Origin of the sequence: Variovorax sp. SPNA7 (assembly GCF_033807855.1) — a bacterium.
Lineage (GTDB): Bacteria > Pseudomonadota > Gammaproteobacteria > Burkholderiales > Burkholderiaceae_C > Variovorax > Variovorax beijingensis.
In genome coordinates this window covers 5,107,846-5,126,372 of record NZ_CP138513.1, presented here as the reverse complement: position 1 = coordinate 5,126,372, position 18,527 = coordinate 5,107,846, and the positions used below count along the sequence as shown (strand labels likewise).

19 protein-coding genes are annotated in these 18,527 nt (G+C 68.0%); 8 read left to right on the top strand and 11 right to left on the bottom strand.

Translation table 11 applies throughout. The features are described from left to right. Positions 1-6 precede the first annotated feature (6 nt). The gene (gene ruvA, locus RZE77_RS23990; protein ID WP_319427772.1) at positions 7-579 is read left to right on the top strand and encodes a Holliday junction branch migration protein RuvA; all 573 of its coding nucleotides are present in this window, start codon (positions 7-9) and stop codon (positions 577-579) included. 18 nt (positions 580-597) lie between these two features. On the opposite strand, the gene RZE77_RS23985 is transcribed toward ruvA, so the two are convergent. From RZE77_RS23985 to RZE77_RS23955, 7 genes are read right to left on the bottom strand one after another with little or no spacing between them, the layout of a single operon-like run. Next, positions 598-1,188 (bottom strand): YdeI/OmpD-associated family protein, encoded by a 591-nt coding sequence (locus tag RZE77_RS23985; protein WP_319439578.1) that lies wholly within the window; start codon positions 1,186-1,188, stop codon positions 598-600. Then, positions 1,185-2,138, bottom strand: coding sequence for a phosphatidate cytidylyltransferase (locus RZE77_RS23980; protein WP_319439577.1), 954 nt, complete (start codon positions 2,136-2,138; stop codon positions 1,185-1,187). Before RZE77_RS23980 ends, RZE77_RS23985 begins: the two co-directional genes overlap by 4 nt. After that, positions 2,135-2,857 carry a lysophospholipid acyltransferase family protein gene (locus tag RZE77_RS23975; RefSeq protein ID WP_319439576.1) on the bottom strand — a complete coding sequence of 241 codons (723 nt, stop codon included), beginning with the start codon at positions 2,855-2,857 and terminating at the stop codon, positions 2,135-2,137. Before RZE77_RS23975 ends, RZE77_RS23980 begins: the two co-directional genes overlap by 4 nt. Then, complete coding sequence (locus tag RZE77_RS23970) at positions 2,854-3,294, bottom strand: hypothetical protein (RefSeq protein ID WP_319439575.1); 441 nt, start codon at positions 3,292-3,294, stop codon at positions 2,854-2,856. The genes RZE77_RS23975 and RZE77_RS23970 overlap by 4 nt, the downstream gene beginning before the upstream one ends. Next, positions 3,287-4,636, bottom strand: coding sequence for a phosphatase PAP2/dual specificity phosphatase family protein (locus RZE77_RS23965; protein WP_319439574.1), 1,350 nt, complete (start codon positions 4,634-4,636; stop codon positions 3,287-3,289). Before RZE77_RS23965 ends, RZE77_RS23970 begins: the two co-directional genes overlap by 8 nt. Before the next feature lie 19 nt (positions 4,637-4,655). Then, positions 4,656-6,428, bottom strand: coding sequence for a bifunctional alpha/beta hydrolase/class I SAM-dependent methyltransferase (locus RZE77_RS23960; RefSeq protein WP_319439573.1), 1,773 nt, complete (start codon positions 6,426-6,428; stop codon positions 4,656-4,658). A gap of 44 nt (positions 6,429-6,472) precedes the next feature. After that, positions 6,473-7,075 (bottom strand): CDP-alcohol phosphatidyltransferase family protein, encoded by a 603-nt coding sequence (locus RZE77_RS23955; RefSeq protein WP_319439572.1) that lies wholly within the window; start codon positions 7,073-7,075, stop codon positions 6,473-6,475. 86 nt (positions 7,076-7,161) lie between these two features. On the opposite strand from RZE77_RS23955, the gene ruvB reads away from it, so the two are divergent. The 3 genes from ruvB to RZE77_RS23940 all read left to right on the top strand — a co-directional run bounded on the left by ruvB (position 7,162) and on the right by RZE77_RS23940 (position 10,149). Continuing rightward, positions 7,162-8,226 (top strand): Holliday junction branch migration DNA helicase RuvB, encoded by a 1,065-nt coding sequence (gene ruvB, locus RZE77_RS23950; RefSeq protein ID WP_319439571.1) that lies wholly within the window; start codon positions 7,162-7,164, stop codon positions 8,224-8,226. A 6-nt stretch (positions 8,227-8,232) separates the two neighbouring features. Next, positions 8,233-9,189 carry a CDF family Co(II)/Ni(II) efflux transporter DmeF gene (gene dmeF, locus RZE77_RS23945; protein WP_319439570.1) on the top strand — a complete coding sequence of 319 codons (957 nt, stop codon included), beginning with the start codon at positions 8,233-8,235 and terminating at the stop codon, positions 9,187-9,189. A gap of 90 nt (positions 9,190-9,279) precedes the next feature. After that, positions 9,280-10,149, top strand: coding sequence for a UDP-2,3-diacylglucosamine diphosphatase (locus RZE77_RS23940; RefSeq protein ID WP_319439569.1), 870 nt, complete (start codon positions 9,280-9,282; stop codon positions 10,147-10,149). A 28-nt stretch (positions 10,150-10,177) separates the two neighbouring features. Here RZE77_RS23940 and RZE77_RS23935 read toward each other — a convergent pair whose 3' ends face one another. The 3 genes from RZE77_RS23935 to RZE77_RS23925 are packed head-to-tail and all read right to left on the bottom strand — an operon-like array spanning position 10,178 to position 12,391. Beyond that, the gene (locus tag RZE77_RS23935) at positions 10,178-11,467 is read right to left on the bottom strand and encodes a cytochrome c (protein ID WP_319439568.1); all 1,290 of its coding nucleotides are present in this window, start codon (positions 11,465-11,467) and stop codon (positions 10,178-10,180) included. Between the two features lie 7 nt (positions 11,468-11,474). Then, positions 11,475-12,206 carry a c-type cytochrome gene (locus RZE77_RS23930; protein ID WP_319439567.1) on the bottom strand — a complete coding sequence of 244 codons (732 nt, stop codon included), beginning with the start codon at positions 12,204-12,206 and terminating at the stop codon, positions 11,475-11,477. Further along, positions 12,203-12,391 carry a DUF2970 domain-containing protein gene (locus RZE77_RS23925; protein WP_018906214.1) on the bottom strand — a complete coding sequence of 63 codons (189 nt, stop codon included), beginning with the start codon at positions 12,389-12,391 and terminating at the stop codon, positions 12,203-12,205. The genes RZE77_RS23930 and RZE77_RS23925 overlap by 4 nt, the downstream gene beginning before the upstream one ends. A gap of 101 nt (positions 12,392-12,492) precedes the next feature. On the opposite strand from RZE77_RS23925, the gene RZE77_RS23920 reads away from it, so the two are divergent. From RZE77_RS23920 to RZE77_RS23910, 3 genes are all read left to right on the top strand, one after another. Further along, a complete protein-coding gene (locus RZE77_RS23920; protein ID WP_319439566.1) occupies positions 12,493-13,947 on the top strand; it encodes an aminotransferase-like domain-containing protein in 1,455 nt (484 codons plus the stop codon). Then, positions 13,944-14,606, top strand: a complete 663-nt coding sequence (gene alkB / locus RZE77_RS23915; protein WP_319439565.1) for a DNA oxidative demethylase AlkB — start codon at positions 13,944-13,946, stop codon at positions 14,604-14,606. The genes RZE77_RS23920 and alkB overlap by 4 nt, the downstream gene beginning before the upstream one ends. A 351-nt stretch (positions 14,607-14,957) precedes the next feature. Next, the gene (locus RZE77_RS23910) at positions 14,958-16,910 is read left to right on the top strand and encodes a 3'-5' exonuclease (RefSeq protein WP_319439564.1); all 1,953 of its coding nucleotides are present in this window, start codon (positions 14,958-14,960) and stop codon (positions 16,908-16,910) included. A 143-nt stretch (positions 16,911-17,053) separates the two neighbouring features. Here RZE77_RS23910 and RZE77_RS23905 read toward each other — a convergent pair whose 3' ends face one another. Beyond that, positions 17,054-17,446 carry an ester cyclase gene (locus tag RZE77_RS23905; protein WP_319439563.1) on the bottom strand — a complete coding sequence of 131 codons (393 nt, stop codon included), beginning with the start codon at positions 17,444-17,446 and terminating at the stop codon, positions 17,054-17,056. A gap of 111 nt (positions 17,447-17,557) precedes the next feature. On the opposite strand from RZE77_RS23905, the gene RZE77_RS23900 reads away from it, so the two are divergent. Continuing rightward, positions 17,558-18,511, top strand: a complete 954-nt coding sequence (locus RZE77_RS23900; protein ID WP_319439562.1) for an AraC family transcriptional regulator — start codon at positions 17,558-17,560, stop codon at positions 18,509-18,511. Positions 18,512-18,527: the final 16 nt, after the last annotated feature.

Here is an 18,527-nt window from a genome sequence, read left to right as displayed (position 1 = left end):
GCACCCATGATAGGCAAACTCACCGGCGTATTGGCCGAGCGCAACCCACCGCAGGTGGTGGTGGACTGCAATGGCGTCGGCTACGAGGTCGATGTGCCGATGAGCACGTTCTACAACCTGCCCGGCACCGGAGAGCGCGTTTCGCTGCTCACGCACTTCGTGGTGCGCGAGGACGCGCAGATTCTCTACGGTTTCGGCACCGCCGAGGAGCGTGCGGCCTTTCGGCAACTCATCAAGATCACCGGCGTGGGCCCGCGCACCGCGCTCGGCCTGCTGTCGGGCATGAGCGTGGGCGAGCTGTCGCAGGCGATCACGACGCAGGAACTCGGCCGGCTCGTGAAGATCCCGGGCATCGGCAAGAAGACCGCCGAGCGGCTGCTGCTCGAGCTCAAGGGCAAGCTGGGCGCCGACATCGGCCTGCCCGCCCATGCGGCCACCGACGCGCAGGCCGACATCCTGCAGGCGCTGGTCGCGCTGGGCTACAGCGACAAGGAAGCCGCGCTGGCGCTCAAGGCGCTGCCGAAGGACGCGACGGTGAGCGAGGGGATCAAGCTGGCGCTGAAGGCGCTGGCGAAATAAGGAGGGCGCGGGCCCCGCTCAGGGGTGGATCTTCTCGCCCTTCGCGAGCATTTCCACGAACTGCGCGATGCGCCTTGCCCGCGTCTCGGGCTTCTTCGCGCCCTGCGTGCGGAACAGCACCGCGTAGCGGTTGCGTGAATCGAGCTTGGCGAAGAAGGCGGCGGCCTTGGGGTTGGCGTCGAGCGCGGCCTGCAGGTCGGGCGGCACGGTGGCGATGCTCTGGGCGTCGTAGGCCGCATCCCAGCGGCCGTCGGCGCGGGCGCGCTCCACTTCGGCCAGGCCGGCGGGCTGCATGCGGCCTTCATCGATCAGCTTCAGGACCTTGTCGCGGTTGATCTTCGACCAGGTGCTGCGCGGCGTGCGCGGGGTGAAGCGCTGCAGGAAATACTGCTCGCCGTCGCCCTTGCGCTGGCCGTCGATCCAGCCGTAGCACAGCGCCACCTCGAGCGCCGCGGGGTGGTCGATGGAGGCGATGCCGCTGGCCTTCTTGGCCATGCGGATCCACACGCCGGCCGCGGCGGCATGGTGGCGCTTGAGCCAGCGCTCCCATGCGGCGGCGCTGGTGCACTCGATGGGCGTGTCGTGCGGAACGCGTTGGCTCGTGCTCACGGCACCCACCAGTAGCGCAATGCATGGAAGTAGATCGGGGCCGCGAAGATCACCGAGTCGAGCCGGTCGAGCATGCCGCCGTGGCCCTCGATCATCGAGCCCCAGTCCTTCACGCCGCGGTCGCGCTTGATGGCCGACATCACGAGCCCGCCGAAGAAGCCCATGAGGCAGATGGTGAGCGCCATCAGCGCGGCCTGCCAGGGGTTGAACGGCGTGGCCCAGTAGAGCGCCGCGCCCAGCGCCGTGGCGCTGGCCACGCCGCCGACCAGGCCTTCCCAGGTCTTGGAGGGCGAGAGCTCGGGCGCCACCTTGCGCTTGCCGAAGAGCTTGCCCCAGACGTACTGCAGCACGTCGCTGCCCTGCACCACGATCACGAGAAACGCGATCAGCAGCAGGTTGCGGCCTTCGAAGCCGGGGATCTGCAGCGTGAGCAGTGCGGGCACGTGGCTGATGCAGAACACGCAGACCATCAGGCCCCACTGGATCTTGGAGGTGCGCTCCAGGAAGCGCTGCGTGTCGCCGCCCACGGCCGCAAGAATCGGCAGCACGAGAAAGGCGTAGACCGGGATGAAGATCGAATAGAGCCCGTACCAGTCGATCCACACCAGGAAATACTGCACCGGCAGCCCGATGTAGAAGGCCGCCGCAATCGCATGATGGTCGCCGCGCCGCGTGTAGGCCAGGCTGATGAACTCGCGAAGCGCATAGAACGAGATCAGGTAGAACAGCACGATCACGCCGCCCTTGCCGAACGCGAAGGCCAGGCCGATCACCGCAACCATCACCCACCATGCGTTGACGCGCGCGTTGAGGTTGTCGATCACCGAGTTCGGCTGCCCCGCCGCCACGCGCCACTTGAGCAGCGCGCCAATGGCCGAGGCAAGGATCAGCACGCCGGCTACGCCGCCGAACAATTGCAGCGTGGTCTGGGTGGAAGCGGAGATGTTCATGGCGTTGCAGCTGCTGCTTTTTCTTGTTCGGGCAGGCGGTCGTACTCGGGCCGCAGGTCGAGCATGGCGGCGCGCGCGCGGGCGATGAAGGCATTCTTGTCTTCGCCTTCTTCGAGCCGGATCGGCGTGCCGTAGCGCACCGTGCACGCCAGCGGAATCGGCACCAGCGTGCCCTTGGGCAACACGCGCTTGAGGTTCTCGATCCACACGGGCACCAGCCGCACATTGGGGCAGGCGCGCGCCAGGTGATAGAGGCCGCTCTTGAGCGGCAGCAGGATCTCGTCGCCGGTGTTGCGCGTGCCCTCGGGGAACATGATGAGCGAGTCGCCGCCGTCCAGCGCCTCCTTCATCTGCTCGACCGGGTTCCCGCCCTGGCCCGAGCCGTCGCGCCGGATCATCAGCGCGTTGAACACGTCGGCGCCGATGAACTGGCGCACCTTGGAAGCCATCCAGTAGTCCTGCCCGGCCACCGGCCGCGTGAGCGCGCGCAGGTCGGGCGGCAGCGTGGCCCACAGCAGCACGAAGTCGCCGTGGCTCGTGTGGTTGGCGAAGTAGAGCGTCTGCTCGGCCTTGGGCGTGGTGCCGCTCCAGATGGCGCGCACGCCGGTCAGGAGGCCGGCCGCGCCGATGATGAGCTTGCCCGCGACCACGGCCAGTGCGCGGCGCAGCACCGTGCTTTCGGGGCGGCGGTCTTTGTTGTTGTGGTCTTCTTCGGTCAAGAGAGATCCTGTGTCATCAAGGCAAGAAGAAACATCGCACTCTGGCAGGCGACCACGATGGCATGCCGCTGCACGAGCTGGCGCGTGCCCTGCACGCGGTCGTCGAGCGGGCGCGGAGCCTTCGATGCCTCTGCATTGCGCAGCCCGAGCCGGTCGAGCGCGGTGTCGAGCGCGTCCAGCGAGGCGATCGCGCCACGCGCCAGGTCGGCGAACAGCGCCTGGTCGAAGCGCAGCCTGAACGCGAAATAGCGCTCGAGCGCACCCAGCAGCAGCACCGCGCCAAAGCCCACGGTGGCCGTGCTCGACAGCGAGCGCAGCGTGAGCGCGAGCACCAGCGCCGCAATGCATGTGAGCGCGAAGCCCCAGGCCGCCAGCACCGCCGCGGCGCGCAGCAGTGCGGCCAGCGATGCGCAGGTGGCGCGTTCGCTGTCAGTCATGGGGCGGGGCTCCCGAAGCGGCGGTGCCCAAGGGCGCGAGCGATATCCGCCACGCCGGCCGCAGCACGATCTGCGGACGCGCAAGGCGCACGGCATCCTCGGCCTGCGCCAGTCCGCCCACCGCGCCATAGCGGCCCAGCCAGGCGATCACGGCGGCGGCGCTGCGCGAAAAACCCAGCGCGCAGCACACCCACACGGCCGCGCCATCGGCATTGCGGCGCTGGCCTTCGATGACCGCGGCCGCGCGCTGCAGGCGCACGGTCGGCGGCACGGTCAGGTCGAGGATCGGCACGCAGCGCGCATGCGGCACGCCGGCCGGCATTTGCAGTTCGGCGCACAGGCTCACGAGACGGGGCCGGCCGGCGGCCATCCATTCGGCGCGCGTGGGCCGCCGCCCGAGCAGCAGGCCCGGCACCACTTCGACGAAAGCCGGCAGCCTGCGCGTCCAGAGCCATGCGTTGACGGCCGCACCCAGGCGATAGGGCGCAAGCAGCCAGCGCGCCGCCCAGCCCATGCGGCCTTGGCCGTTCATCTGGAAGCCGCGGGCGCCAAAGCCGATGTAGTTGAGCGCCACCAGCGCCAGCGAGGCCGAAGGCCAGGCGAGCCACAGCGCCACGCCGCCCAGCTGCATGGCCGCCGCGAGCAACAGCGCCGCGCCCACGGTGTAGAAGCCCGCGAGCTTCCAGCGCTGCGCATCGCGCGTGAAGCGCCAGGCGCGCGGCATCGAAACCGTGCGCTCCAGCGGCCACAGCCACACGCAGAACAGCCCGAGCAGCGCGCCGGTCGGAATGTCGATGAAATGGTGCTGCCAGGTCGTGAGCACCGAGGCGCAGATCGCGAACGCCCACACATGCAGCACCAGCCTGGCCCACGCGGCGCGCAGGAACTGCCGGTACCAGTCCCACAGGATCACCGCCAGCGCGATGTGCAGCGACGGCGCCTGGTTGTAGGGCTGGTCGAAGCCGCGCAGCGCGTTGAACAGGAAGGCCGGCGCGCCCTCGACCGCCGGCTGCCCGAAGCTGAAATGCAGCGGCCAGATGACGAAGCAGGTGCAGGCAATGAGCGTCGCGCTCACGAGCCGCAGCGCATGCCGGTCGAGCGTGTGCCTGCTGCGCGCCAAGAAGAGCGAGAGCGCGTAGAAGACGTTGATCGTCCAGTACGGAAAGATCGTCCAGGCCCAGAACGGCAGCTGCCGCTCCCACTCGAAGGCCATCGAGGGCACCTGCGCGCGCGTGGTGGCCCACCAGTTGGCCAGGCCGTAGGTCGCATAGAACAGCGGCCCCAGGAACACGAGCCAGGCGGCTGCGCGCTTCCAGGGCCGTTGTGCGGGCGGGGGGTTCATCTGGCGCGCAGCCCTGGGCTCACGCGACCCTCACCGCGAGCGAGACGGTGAAGATGCCCCATTCGTCGATGCGCTGGTCGATCTTGCGGAAGCCTGCTTCCTCCACCAGCTGGTCCATCTCGGCCTGCGTGCGGCGGCGCATCACCCAGGCTTCGCCCTGGCGATGGCTGGTGAGCGCGCGCGCAATCATCTCGAGCTGCGGATGCCAGGGCTGGCCGGTGTAGACCAGGTAGCCGCGGTCTTCCACCGCATCGCCCACGCCCGCGAGCGATCGCTGCACCATCTCGTTGTCGGGGAACAGCTCGTAGAGGCCCGACACCACCGCCAGCGTGGGCCGTGGTGTCACGGTGGCCAGGCTGATGCGGTCGAAGGCGTCGGCCTGCACGAACTGCGCCACGTCTTCCAGGCCCTTCTCGGCGATGAGCGCGCGGCCGTCGCGCACGTTGATGTCGCTGTAGTCGCGCAGCAGGATCGAGCTGGCCTTGACGGGGCTCGCAAGCACCGCGTCGAGCACGTAGCGGCCGTGGCCGGCCGCGATGTCCATCACGCGCACTTCGCGGTGCATCTCGGCCAGGCGCTCCATCGCGATGCGGATCAGCTCCTCGACGTGGATCTTGCGCTGCCGGATGCCGCGCCAGCCGATCGAGTTCAGGTAGGTCTTGTCGACGGAGCGGCCCAGCGCGCCCTTGCCCTTCGGCTCGTTGCGGTAGACGTAGTCGAGCGTGCTGCCCGAATCGAAGCCGGTGTCGTGCCCGAGCTTCACGCCGCGCGAGAGCATGCCGCCCAGGCGCAGGCTGGCGCGCGTCATGCCCCAGTAGGCGCCGCGTGCCGACAGCGGCGCCAGCGGCTCGGCCAGCGCACGCGATTCGTCGGCGGTGTTGCCAGCCAGGTGCGCGGCACGCAGGTCGACCGGCGCGGGCGGCTGGTCGAACAGCTGCAGGATGAATTCGCGGATCGCCTGCACCGCCGGCGCGCGGTCCTTCTCGCCCAGCGTGTCGTGGAAGAAGCCCGGCAGTTCGAGCCTGGTTTTGACGGCGCTGCCCAGCCGCTCGAAGAACTGGTGCTGCGGCTTGTGGTGCACCACCCAGTCCGAGCCCGAGATCAGCAGCTGCACCGGCAGCGTGATGGCGTTGGCATCGGCCACCACGCGGTCGGCCGCTTCATACAGGCCGAGCAGGATGTTGACTGCGATGGGGCGCGAGATCAGCGGATCGCTCTCGTAGCTTGCGATGCGCTCGGGGTCGTGCGTGAGGAATTTCGCCTTCACATAGCTGTTGACGAAGAACAGGCCGCGCAGCTTGTGCATCAGCCCGAGCCCGGCGCGTGCAAAGGGTACGTAGAGCTTCACCTTGAAGGCCGGCGAGGCCAGCGTGAGGCCGCGCACCTTGGGCGCGTAGTCGTGCGCCCAGGTGGAGACCAGCACGGCGCCCACGCTCTGCGCAATCACGTGGATGTCGTGCTCCGCCACGCCGTGCGCGCTGCCGATGTGCTGGACGAAGGTCTGCACGTCGCGCACCGACGTGGCAAAGCTCGGGCTGTAGCCGCGCTGGCCCGGCGAGCGGCCGTGGCCGCGCGCGTCCCACGCGAAGAAGTCGAAGTCGGGCAGGTCGAGCTCGTCGACCAGGTGCGCCATGCGCGCGCCGTGCTCATGGCCGCGGTGGAACAGCACGATGGCGCCGCGCCGTGCGCCGCCGGTGGCCGGCCAGTGCCGGTAGAAGAGCGATTCGCCGTCGTGCGTGCGGAACTGGCGCTCCTGCGGAATGCGTTGTGGATGGGTGCTTGTATCGGTCATCGGATCCCTGTCGCTATTTATATGTTTGTTCGTCGTGTGCCGGTCTACGCCGCCTCGGCCAGCGCGCGGCGCACGCGGTTGACCACCGTCCAGGCCACGAGCGCCGCGGCCAGCGGCATCAGCCACGCCGCCCAGCCCGGCAGCGGCCAGCCCAGCGCCACATAGAGGCCGAGCGCGCCGAACACGAAGGCGCGGTCGCTCTTGCCCAGCGGCCCGTCGTAGCGGCGCGAGGCGCCCACCGTGGGGCCCAGCGCGCCCGCGAATTCGCTCAGCCCCGCCAGCACGATCACCGTGCCGACCCAGAACGGGCTGAACGGCTGCACCAGCGCAAACGGCAGGTACAGCGCGGCATCGGAGACCACGTCGGTCAGTTCGTTGAGGAAGGCGCCGAGCTTGCTCTGCTGGCCGTGCTCGCGCGCCAGCATGCCGTCGATGGCGTTGAACGCCATGCGCACGAACATCCAGGCCGGGATCAGTCCGAAGGCGGCCAGCGACGGCGCCGCAAAGAAAAGCCAGAGCCCGAGCGCGACCGAAACCACGCACGCGGCCAGCGTGACCTGGTTCGCGGTGACGCCCAAGGCATGCAGGCGCCCCACGAGCGGCCGCAGCAGGCCCTGGAACCGGGGTTTCAGTTCGTAGATCGACACGTGCCGGCTTCCCCTCGTTTGTTATATGGCCGAAGCATTCTGCCAGTGTGGCAGGCACTAAACTTGCCCTTGCAGCCTCTCATTCCATGACCATCCAGACCGACGATTTCGCCCCTGCCCCGCCCCGCGTGGTGTCCGCCGCCCCCGCTTCGCCCCAGGAAGAGGCCATCGAGCGGGCGCTGCGCCCCAAGCTGCTGGACGAATACGTCGGCCAGGCCAAGGTGCGCGAGCAGCTCGAGATCTTCATCGGCGCGGCGCGCAAGCGCAAGGAAGCACTCGACCACGTGCTGCTGTTCGGCCCGCCCGGCCTTGGCAAGACCACGCTGTCGCACATCATCGCGGCCGAGCTGGGCGTCAACCTGCGCCAGACCTCCGGGCCGGTGCTCGAGAAGCCCAAGGACCTGGCGGCGCTCCTGACCAACCTGGAGCCCAACGATGTGCTCTTCATCGACGAGATCCATCGCCTGAGCCCGGTGGTCGAGGAAATCCTCTACCCCGCGCTGGAGGACTACCAGATCGACATCATGATCGGCGAGGGCCCCGCGGCGCGCAGCATCAAGCTCGACCTGCAGCCCTTCACGCTGGTGGGCGCCACCACGCGCGCCGGCATGCTCACCAACCCGCTGCGCGACCGCTTCGGCATCGTGGCGCGGCTGGAGTTCTACACGCCCGAGGAGCTCGCGCTCATCGTGCGGCGCAGCGCCGGGCTGCTCAAGGTGGACACCGACGCGGCCGGCGGCTTCGAGATCGCGCGCCGCTCGCGCGGCACGCCCCGCATCGCCAACCGCCTGCTGCGGCGCGTGCGCGACTATGCCGAGGTGAAGGGCAACGGCCGCATCACCGAAGAGATCGCGCACAAGGCGCTTGCCATGCTCGACGTCGACCCGCAGGGCTTCGACCTGATGGACCGCAAGCTGCTCGAAGCCGTGATCCACCGCTTCGACGGCGGCCCCGTGGGCCTGGACAACGTGGCCGCCAGCATCGGCGAGGAACGGGACACCATCGAGGACGTGATCGAGCCCTACCTCATCCAGCAGGGCTACCTGCAGCGCACCCCGCGCGGGCGCATCGCCACGCTGGCGGCCTACCGCCACCTGGGCGTGACGCCGCCTTCGAGCCGCTCCGACGGACAAGACCTCTTCGGAACCTGACAACCCATGCATACCCATGACCTGAGTGCCTGGCAGCACGACCATCATTTCGGCGCAGGCAACGAATCGGCCGAGCGCAGCACCCGCCTCGTGATGTGGATCACCCTTGCCGCGATGGTGGTCGAGATCGGCGCCGGCTGGTGGTCCAACTCCATGGCGCTCCTGGCCGACGGCTGGCACATGAGCTCGCATGCGCTGGCCATCGGCCTGAGCGCCTTCGCCTATGCGGCGGCGCGGCGCTATGCGCGCGATCCGCGCTTTGCCTTCGGCACCTGGAAGATCGAGGTGCTGGGCGGCTTTGCGAGCGCGCTGATGCTGCTCGGCGTTGCGGCGCTGATGGTGGTGGGCTCGATCGAGCGGCTCCTCTCGCCCTCGGTCATCCACTACCGCGAAGCCGTGGCGGTGGCCGTGCTCGGGCTGGTGGTCAACCTGGTCTGCGCGCGGCTGCTGGGGTCGGCGCACCATCACGGGCATGGGCACGACCATGGCCATGCGCACCATCACCACGGCGACCATGGCCATGCGCACGGCCACGACCTGAACCTGCGCTCCGCCTACCTGCACGTGGTGGCCGATGCCGCCACCTCGGTGCTGGCCATCGGCGCGCTGCTCGGCGGCTGGTTCTTCGGCTGGTCCTGGCTCGATCCGGTGATGGGCATCGTCGGCGCGGTGCTGGTGGCCGTGTGGGCCAAGGGCCTGCTCAAGGAAACCGGCAAGGTGCTGCTCGACCGCGAGATGGACCACCCCGTGACGGCCGAGATCCGCGAAGGCGTCGAAACGATGCTGGCCGATTCGGAAACCCGCGTGGCCGACCTGCACGTGTGGCGCGTGGGCCGCGAGGCCTATGCCTGCGCGCTCACGGTGGTGACGCACTCGCCCACGCTCACGGCCGACGAGGTGAGGGCCTGCTTCTCGATGCACGAGGAAATCCGGCACTCGACCGTGGAAATCCAACGCTGTTAGGGACGCCCCCCGAAGCGCCGGCTTCGGCGTCATCGATATGTCACGGGACCGCCATCGCCCGGTCACGCGTTGGTGGGAGCCTACCCGTCCATGCAACGCGACGATGCTTTCCTGCGCGCATGGCGCGACACCGCGACCCGGGCCCCCGAGCCGGAGGACGACGATCTTGCGCGCCCGCCGCTGCGCTGCCGCACGCTCTGGATCTCCGACCTGCACCTGGGCACGCCCGGCTGCCAGGCCCGCGCGCTGCTCGACTTTCTCAAGCACACCGAGTGCGAGACGCTGTTCCTGGTCGGCGACATCATCGACGGCTGGCAGCTCAAGCGGAACTGGTACTGGCCGCAGGCGCACAACGACGTGATCCAGAAGCTGCTGCGCAAGGCGCGCAAGGGCACGCGCGTGATCTTCATCCCCGGCAACCACGACGAATTCGCGCGCAAGTACCTGAACCACAACTTCGGCGGCATCGACGTGGCCGAAGAATGGATCCACGAGACCGCCGATGGCCGCAAGCTCTGGATCATCCACGGCGACCTGTTCGACGGCGTGATCCAGTGCGCCAAGTGGCTCGCGCACGTGGGCGATTCGCTCTACGAATTCACGCTCAAGCTCAACCGCCACCTCAACTCGCTGCGCGCGCGCATGGGGCTGCCGTACTGGTCGCTTTCCAAGTACCTCAAGGGCAAGGTCAAGCGCGCCGTGAGCTACGTGGGCGACTTCGAGAACGCCGTGGCGCGCGAGGCCCGCAAGCGCGGCGTGCAGGGCGTGGTCTGCGGCCACATCCACCATGCCGAGATGCGCGACATCGACGGTATCCTCTACTGCAACGACGGCGACTGGGTCGAGAGCCTCACGGCGCTGGCCGAGCATGCCGACGGCACGCTGGAGATCATCGACTGGGCGCAGCACATGCCGGTGCCGGCCAAAGCGGGCGCGCCGCGCGAGGCCATCGCAGCCTGAGCCTGGCCGGGGCTCGCTTGCCCGCTCTTCAGCGCCGCATCGTGTCGAGCTGCGTCACGGGCGCGCTGTCATTGCCCCACGATCCGCGAATGAAGGTCAGCACCGCGGCCACGTCGCCCGCATCGAGCACCTGCCCGAACGGCGGCATGCCGTAGGGCCGCGGATTGCCCGCGGTGGAGGGCAGGTAGCCGCCGTGCGCGATCACCTGGATCAGGTTGGTCGTCTGCGCCATGTTCACGGCGCGGTTGCCTGCCAGCGGCGGAAAGGCGCCGGGCACTCCCTGGCCCTGATCGCCGTGGCAATAGGCGCATTGCTGGTCGTAGATCTTGGCGCCGCGGATCATGGTGCCGGCGTCGCGGCGCGCCGGTGCGGCGGCCGTGCGCACTGGGGGCGCGGCTTGCGCCGGCACGCCGGGCAGGTCCTTCAGGTAGCTGGCCATCGCGGCCAGATCGGCCTCGCTCAGGTGCTGCGTGCTGCGAAAGACGACGTCGGCCATCGGCCCCATGACCGAGCCGCGCGGTGCCACGCCGTTCTTGAGCAGCGCCACCACGTCGGCCGTCGGCCAGTCGGCCACGCCGGCCTGGTGCGGGTCGGCAAGCGATGGCGCATACCAGTTCTCCACCGCGATCAGCCCGCCCGAAAGCCCCAGCTTCGCCTGCGTGGCGCCCAGCGAATCGCGGCTGCCGTGGCAGGCGATGCAGTGGCCCAGCCCGCCGACCAGGTAGGCACCCCGGTTCCATTCGGCCGGCTTGCCCGCATTCGCCACGAAAGCCTCGGGCTTGAAGGAGAGCGCCCGCCAGACCGCCAGCGCGGCCTGCGTGTCGTAGGGAAAGCGCAGCCGGTGCGCCAGGTTGGGCGCCGGCGCGGGCGGCACGCTGCGCAGGTAGGCGTAGATCGCGTCCGAGTCCTCGCGCGTGACCTGCGTGAAGTTCGGATACGGGAACGCGGGATACAGCAGGCGGCCATCCTTGCTGCGGCCGTTGTGCATCGCGCGCCAGAAATGCGCGCTGCTCCAGCTGCCGATGCCGTTCTGTGTGTCGGGCGTGAGGTTGCTCGAATACACGGTGCCGAAGGGCGTCTCGATCGGCAGCCCGCCGGCATAGGGTTGGCCGCCGCGCGTGGTGTGGCAGCCGGCGCAGTTGCCGGCCAGTGCAAGGTAGCGCCCGCGCTCGACCAGCTGCGGCGTGGCATCGAAGGCATCGGCCTGTTCGGGCAGCGGGTCTTCGCCGCGCAGGTTCAGCGCGACGATGCCGCCGGCCGCGGCGCCCAGCAGCAGCACCAGAACCAGCAGCGTCCAGCCGAGGTGTCGCATCTTCATCGGCGCCTCACTTCGGCATGCCGCCGCAGCGCATCGGCAGTGCGGCGGGCAGCGAGGCGGCGGGCTTCGGATCGGCCGGCATCGGCTGCACCGCGAGCCAGCTGGCCACGGCGTTGATGTCGGCCGTGGTCATGCGGCGGCCGATGTCGGCCATGCAGTCGGGCGCCAGCGCATGCCGCTCGCTGGTGAGCCAGGCGCCGAGCTGCGAAGACACGTAGAGGCGTGGCAGCCCCAGCAGCCCCGGAATGGCCGGCTGCACGCCGGTGAGCGCGGCGCCGTGGCATTGCACGCAGGCCGGAATTTGCCGTGCCGCATCGCCTTCGAGCGCCAGCTGGCGGCCGCGCGCCAGCTGCGCGGGTGGCGCGTCGCTCACGGGCGAGACGGGCGGGTAGGGCAGGTCCAGGCCGGCGAAGTATTCGGCCATTTCCATCAGGTAGGCATCGGAGAGGTGCTGCACCATGTAGCTCATGTCGGCGTTGAAGCGCCGGCCGTCGCGAAAGCTCCGCAGCTGGTTGAACAGGTAGCCCGCGGGCTTGCCTGAGAGGCGCGGAAAGTAGCCGGCATTGGTGGTCGCGCCTTCGCGCCCGTGGCAGGCGATGCAGGCGGCCACGCGCTGCTCGATGCCGCTGGCGGAAGAGGCGGCCGGAGTGGCCGGTGCGGCCGCCATGGCGCAGATGCCGTGGCCCAGCAGCAGCAATGCGATGGCCGCGAGGCGGCGGGCGGCGTTGTTCTTCGTCATGTGCCGGCCGCGAAGTGCGCCAGCGCCAGCAGCCCCGCAATGAGCAGCAGCACCGTGACCAGCGCAACGCCGACCAGCGGCAGCAGCCCCACCTGTGCGGTGCGCCGGTCGGCATCCGCGCGGCGGCCGCCCAGCCCGATGAAACTCCAGAGAACCGCGCGTACCGCGCGCATGAGATTGGACATGCACCGACTGTGCCGCAAGCGCAGCCAAAAAAACAGATGCAGATCCGAACCAAATCACCGGAGCAGATAAAGTCCCCCCACCGAATGAAGACCGCCCCGCCATGAAGCGCTACGAAGCCCTTGCCGCAGACATCGAGGCGTCGATCCGCCACGGCACGCTCAAGACCGGCGACCGGCTGCCCTCGGTGCGGCACACCGGCGAGAGCCGGGGCGTGAGCGCCTCCACCGTGTTCCAGGCGTACTACCTGCTGGAGGCGCGCGGCCTGGTGCGCGCGCGGGACCGCTCGGGCTACTACGTCACCGGCGGCGGGCTGCGCGATGCGCCGCCCGAGGCCAACCTCACCTCGCGCCCGGCCGAGGGGCCCAGGTCGCTCGACGTGAGCGACCACGTGTTCGACATTCTCGAAGCCAGCATGTCGCGCAAGGTCGTTCCCTTCGGCTCGGCGTTTCCGAGCCCGCTCCTGTTTCCGCTGGCGCGGCTGGGCCAGTTCATGGCCGCGAGCGCCAAGTCGCTCGACCCGTGGAGCACCGTGGACGACCTCACGCCCGGCAGCGCGGCGCTGCGCCGGCAGATTGCGCTGCGCTACCTGGGCGACGGCATGCAGGTCGCGGCCGACGAGATCGTCGTCACCAACGGCGCGCTGGAGGCGCTCAACCTGTGCCTCGCGGCGGTCACGCGCCCCGGCGATTCGGTGATCGTCGAATCGCCCACCTTCTATGCGGCCCTGCAGGCGCTCGAGCGCATGGGCCTGCGCGCCATCGAGGTGCCGACGCATCCCGGCGAAGGCATCGACCTGGCTGCGCTGGAGCTGGCCATTGCAGCCCACCAGCCCAAGGCCTGCTGGCTCATGACCACCTTCCAGAACCCGCTCGGCAGCCTGATGCCCGACGCGAAGAAGAAGGCGCTGGTCGAACTGCTCGCGCGGCATGCGCTGCCGCTGATCGAGGACGACGTGTACGCCGAGCTCTACTTTGGCGACCGCCGCCCGCCGCCGGCCAAGGCCTTCGACACGCAGGGCCTCGTGCTGCATTGCTCGTCGTTCTCGAAGTGCCTGGCACCGGGCTACCGCATCGGATGGGCGTCGGCCGGGCGCTTTGCGCGCAACGTGGCGCGGCTGAAGCTGACGACCACGCTCAGCACCTCCGTGCCCGCGCAGCTCGCGCTCGCAAGCTACCTGGAAAAAGGCGGCCTCGACAAGCACCTGCGCAAGCTGCGCCAGGTCCTGGCCGTGCAGCAGGCGAGCTTTGCGCAGGCAGTGGGCCACTACTTTCCTGTGGGCACGCGCGCCACGCGGCCGCTGGGCGGCTACTTCATGTGGGTCGAGCTGCCGGCGCAGGTCGATGCGCTCGCCATCCATGCGCAGGCGCTGGAGCGCGGCATCAGCGTGGCGCCCGGGCCGATCTTCTCGGCCACGCGCGGCTTCGCGCACTGCCTGCGCCTGAACTACGGGCATGCCTGGGATGCGCACAGCGAAAAGGCGATGCAGACCCTGGGGCGATTGGTGGCAGCGGCCGCGGCAGGCAGCCCGCCGCGCGAGAAAATCGCGGTGTCGTGACCTTCGATCTTTTTTCCGATGACCCCGAAGACGCCGCACTGCCGCGCGGCAAGGAGGCGATCGGCCCCGGCGCATTCGTGCTGCGCGGATTCGCGCTGCCTTATGTCGACGAACTGCTGTCCGCGCTGCACGAGGTCGAGCGGCGCGCCGCCTTCCGCCAGCTGGTGACCCCCGGCGGCTTCACGATGTCGGTCGCCATGACCAACTGCGGCCGGCTCGGCTGGATCTCGGACCGGCGCGGCTACCGCTATGGCGAGCACGACCCCGAAACGGGCCTGCTGTGGCCCGCCATGCCAGCGGCCTTTGCGCGCCTGGCCCAGGCCTCGGCCGCCGAGGCCGGGTTTGCGGGCTTCCAGCCCGACGCCTGCCTGGTGAACCGCTACGAGCCCGGCACGCGGCTGTCGCTGCACCAGGACAAGGACGAGCGCGACTACGGCGCGCCCATCGTCTCGGTGTCGCTCGGCATGCCAGCCACTTTTCTCTTCGGCGGACTCGCCCGCAGCGACAAGGCCGCGCGCATTCCGCTGGTGCATGGCGACGTGGTGGTGTGGGGCGGGCCCGACCGGCTGCGCTACCACGGCGTGCTGCCGCTCGAAGACCGGCCGCACGCGCTGCTGGGCAGCCGGCGCATCAACCTGACTTTTCGCAAAGCGGGATGAAGCGGCCGCTCAAGTCAAATTGATGACTTGTTCCTTTTTTCTGTGCACAACTCTGTGGGTTGTCTGAGGACCGGAGTCGCCAGAGCCAGCATTGACGGGGGTTGGCACTAGGTTGCCTGCGGAATGGGCAGGGGGGCGGGGCGGTGGAAAAACCGGTGCCGCCTGGAACGGGCGTCTCGAAAAAGCGGGCTGGATTCGTGACATACATCACGAATTTCGCCAAGGCCCGGCGGTTGGGGCGGAGGCCTTTGCCGCTTCGATCACAATCAGTTACCGATCGATGATGGAGCCGTTGCCCGCAAAGCCCTTGGTCCTCCAGCGGCGAGCGGACCCGGTCTTAAGGGCGCACGCATGGCTTACTTCCCTCAGGGCAAAACAACCGTTCATGCTCGCTGCAACACAGGTGAGCGCAAGCTCTTCGAGGCGCTGAAACGCCACTTGCCGGACGACCATCTGGTTTGGCACGACCTCCCAATTGGCGATGCGGGCCTGCAGCCTGACTTCGTGATCCTGAGCCCGCGACAGGGCTTGCTGGTGCTGGAAGTCAAGGACTGGAAGCGAAGCACGCTGGCCGGCGCTGACAAGCATCGTGTGCAGCTCAATGTGGAGCGGGGCGTGGTGACCAGCCCCCATCCGCTGGCCCAGGCGCGCCAGCACGTGCTTGCACTTGTCGATCGAATGCAGCTTGATTCGGCGCTGGTGGCTGCGGAGGGACGTTTCAAGGGAAAGCTGCTGTTCCCATGGGGCTGGGGCTGCGCTTTGGTGAATCTCAAGCGCGATAGCGTGTCGGACCCCGGCTTCGCGGAAATCTTCCCGCCAGAACGAACGCTGCTGCGTGACGATCTGGAGGACGACACGGACACAGAGCTCTTCAGCCAGAGGCTGTGGTCGATGATGCAGGTGAACTTCCCGCATACGCTGACCCTGCCGCAACAGGATCGTGTGCGCTGGCACTTGTTCCCGACCCTGCGCGTGGAGCCGCAGCAAGCGGCGCTTCAGCTGGGCGAGGCGAAGCCCAACGGCCCCATTCGCATGCACGACATGATGCACGTCATGGACATGCAGCAGGAACGCGAAGCGCGCCGCATGGGTGATGGCCATCGGGTCATCCACGGTGTCGCCGGATCGGGCAAGACCATGATCCTGGTGTTCCGTGCCCAGCATCTCTCCAAGGCGGCCGCGGCGGTCGGGCGGCCTGTACTGGTTCTCTGCTACAACCGCGCGCTTGCCGAGCGCATCGCCTACCTCTTGCAGCAGCGGGGAGTCGACGGAGCCGACCACGGTGTGGTGGTGCGCTCGTTCCATAGCTGGTGCGAGGACATGGTGCGCACCTACCAACTGGAAGTGAAGGCACCGCGCAGCCCGGCCGACGCCTACTTCACCGAATTGGCTGCCACCGTTGAACGTGCACTCGCAAGCGGCTTCGTACCCAAGGGCCAATACACGGCCGTGATGATCGACGAGGCGCACGACTTCGAGGACGCCTGGCTGCGGATGGCGGTGGAACTGGTCAACCCCGCCACAAAGGCGCTGTTGGTCCTCTACGACCATGCCCAGGCAATCTACAAGAAGCAGAATCGAAAGACGCCCTTCAAGGCCCTTGGCATCGATGTGGTTGGCGGCCGTCGCAGCACCATCCTGCGCACCAACTACCGCAATACGGCGGAAGTGCTGAGCCTGGCGCTGCGGTGCGCAGGCGAGTTGATGCCTCAAGGTCCGGCATCCGACTCCGCTGCCGACATGAACGACAGCGAACTCGGTGTGCTGCTGGATGGCGCAAACGATGACGCGCCGGTATCCGTCGTTCGGCCCGACTCGGCGGGGCGCCGAGGCCCGATGCCAGTGCTCCACGAAGCAGACTCTCCCCGGACCGAAGCGCTGTGGCAGGCCCAGCGCATCGCGCAGTTGCAGGCCGAGGGCGTGCGGCTGGGACAGATCGCGGTGGTGTTCCGCTACAAGGCGGCGATGGAGCCTCTGGAAGAGGCCCTGCGTGTGCATGGCATTCCCTTCCAGTCAATGCGCACCATCAAGCCGCGCGATCTGCAATGGGCCGACGATGAAGTGCGGATCTTGACTGCCCACAGCGTCAAGGGACTGGAGTTCTCCCATGTCCTGGTCGGTGCGATTGATGCGTTTGAAGAGGCCAAGCATCAATCTGCTGCCGACGAGTTGCGATTGCTCTATGTGGCAATGACTCGCGCCACCCTGTGGCTGGCGCTTTCGGCGCGCCGGGCGGGTCCGTTGGTCGATCAAGTGCGAGGGCAGTTGGAGAGGCTTCGGGCGGAGTGGGCGGAGTTGGGTTGAGCGTTGTTTGAAGACGCATGCGTGTGGCGGTATTGCGAAGGCGGCTACGCAGCGGAAGCGGACTGTCGCTGCTCAAGGCTAGACTTCCGAGTTCGGCCAGAAGCATCGGTGATCGGGCGGTCCTTTGGTCCAGACTTGGGGCCTCAGGAACGCGGCAACCCGCCGATCTGCTGCATCAGTCCGAGCAAGTCCGGTTGCCCCACTTCGGAGACGATCTTCCCGGTCGAGAGTCGATAGATGTTCAGCGCTTGCACGGCAATCGTCTTGCCGGAGGGAGGCACGCCAAAAAAAGCTCCGCGGTGCGTCCCGCGCATCGTGAATCGCGCCGCGATGACATCACCTTCGATGACGGTTTCCTCGAGAGTCCATTGAATGTCGGGGAATCCGCCGCGCATCATCCCGATGATCTCCAGGTAGCCTTGTGGCCCGTGCACGGGTTCGGCGCGCCCAGGAACGTGAAACACGGCGTCCGGAGCAACCAATTCTGTGGCGAGCCGCGGGTCCGCGGTGTTGATGAACTCCACGAAGCGGGCCATGAACTGTCGGTTTGTGGTTTGCATCTGTCGCCTCGGACTGTCTATCAGGATGGGAGCCGGGGCATGGGGGCCGCCCGACGCCCTTGTTCCCATATTGTTTGAGTTGCCGGCATGTTCGACACGATCAAAGTCGGTTGCCGCATGGTGAATATCGGACACAATGGGTCGATGCCGCGCGGAACGAGACCCATCGATATCGAACAGGTCGAATATCGGCCCTCGGCCGAGAGAGCGCTGGATCTCGAGGTCTTCTCGATGTCGGACCTGAGACGCAGGGTGCCCCGAGCCCACCTACAGCGTCACCATCGCTACGACTTTCACATGTTCGTGCACGTCAAACGCGGAAAATGCCGCGCCGTGGTGGATTTCAGTCACATAGAGTGTGGCGCCGGATCGCTGCTGACCATCCGGCCCGGACAGGTTCACCGCTTCGGCCCGGGAAGCCGCTGGGACGCAAACCTCCTGCTGTTCCGACCCGAACTGCTGCAGGCTTCGCAAGGCGAGGAACGCCTTCAGATGCCTGAACTGATTGATGCGCTTCCTGGCCATCTGCGCCTCGACCGGTCGACGGGTCGGTTCTTGGCCAACACGCTCACGCGGCTTGAGGAGGAGTGCGCGCTCGAAGCCCGGCAACCGCTGCTGAACTGGCTGCTCCAGAGTGAACTGGCAACCCTCGTGATGCGGCTGCACATCTTTCACGCCGAGCAACAGCCGCCCGCCGGAAAATCGGCCGACGCGCCGGAGCGCTTTCGTCTCTTCAAACGGCTTTTGGACGCGAAGGTGCATGAGTGGCATCACGTTTCGCGCTACGCACATGCCATGGGATGTTCTGAGAAGACCCTCACTCGCATCTGCAGTGCGGTGACTGGCGTCGGTGCGAAGGCCTTTATCGCCTCGCGCCTTGCGCTGGAAGCCAAGCGCTTGCTCGTGCACACGGAGATGCCGATTTCCGCCATCGCGCAGCGGCTTGGCTTCGATGAGGCGACCAACTTCACCAAGTTCTTTCGCAGCATTGAAGGATGCACGCCAGGCGACTTCCGCCGTCGGTTCGATGTCTCGTTGTAGCCGCGATACCCGTCGA